Origin of the sequence: Arthrobacter sp. Hiyo1 (assembly GCF_001263615.2) — a bacterium.
GTDB lineage: Bacteria > Actinomycetota > Actinomycetes > Actinomycetales > Micrococcaceae > Arthrobacter.
This window is the reverse complement of sequence record NZ_DF952474.1, coordinates 143403-144747: the sequence shown is the minus strand read 5'-3', so window position 1 is coordinate 144747 and position 1345 is coordinate 143403. Positions and strand designations below refer to the sequence as shown.

Below are 1345 nucleotides of genomic sequence, written 5' to 3'. Positions count from 1 at the left end.
CGGCAGGAGCCTGAGGCGCGTGTGGGCGAAGTGGCCGCGGGGCGGAACCGTGTCGATCATGGACAGCGCGGACCCCACGCCCGTGACCCACCCCGGGCCGAAGTTGTCGAGGCCGGCATCCCGGTAGCGTTTATCGCCCCGCTCGAGGGCATCCCGGACCAGAGCCACACACTGGTCCAGTCCGTAGCTCCCGTAGTAAACGTCCTCTTCCGGTTCCGGGTTCGTGGAGAGCATGTGGTCACCCGGCCGGACCATGTTCTTGAGCCGGAAGTCCAAGGGGTCCATGCCGATTCCGACGGCGAGCTCGTCGATGGCGGATTCGATCGCGAAGATCATTTGGCTCAGTCCGTAGCCACGGAAGGCGCCGGCCGGGACTGTGTTGGTGTAGACGGCCTGCGCATCCACTTTCTTGTTGGCACATTTGTAGACGGCCAGGGACTCGCCGCAACCGTGGAACATCACTCCGGGCGCGTGGTTTCCGTACGCGCCGGTGTTGGTGACCACGTCCAGCTGCATCGCCGTCAGCTGGCCGTCATTGCTCGCCCCTGCTTTGACCTTGATAGTGAAGGGGTGGCGCGTGGTGGTGGAGGTGAATTGCTCGGTGCGGGTGAATTCCACCTGCACGGCCGGCGCAGCTTGAGTGCCGCCATGGCTACGAGGTCCTCGGTGAGCACTTCCTGCTTGCCGCCGAACCCGCCTCCCACGCGGCCTGCCACCACGCGGATGCGGTCTTCGGGAAGGTCGAACACGCGGGCAAGTGTTCGCCGGACCAGGAACGGGACCTGGCTGGAGGAACGCACCATGAGCCGGTCCTCCCCCGGATTGTCGGAGGGCTCCACCCACGCGATGGAACAGTGCGTTTCCATTGCGACGTGCTGGACCCTCTGGGTCTGGTAGGTGTTCTCGTGGATGAAGTCGGCCGCCGCGAATCCGGCTTCGACGTTCCCCAGCTCGGAATGGACCTCCGCCACGACGTTGTTCTGCGGGCGGGAAATCCGTGCCGTTTCCCCGTCTTTCTCCCCATGGATCGCGGGCGCACCCGGCAGCAACGCGTCCTGTGGCGAGAAGACAGCGTCAAGGAGTTCATATTCCACCTGATGGCCCGGGCCCCGGCTTCCGCTGCGCCCACCGATTCGGCGACGACGGCGGCCACCCGCTGGCCGATGAAGCGCACTACGTTGTCGAGGACGCGGGTATCGTCGGGATCATCGGTGTAAAGCTCGTGCTGGGCGGTGGAGAACAACCGGCCCGGCGCGTCCTCATGCGTGAAAACCGCGACGACGCCGGGTACCTGAAGGGCCGCCGTCGCATCGATGGAGACAATCCGGGCATGCGCATGTGGCGA

General features: G+C 65.5%; 1 pseudogene. It reads right to left on the bottom strand.

What is annotated here, in order from left to right:
• A pseudogene (locus tag AHiyo1_RS18075) lies at nt 1-1345 on the bottom strand (xanthine dehydrogenase family protein molybdopterin-binding subunit); the annotation flags it as partial.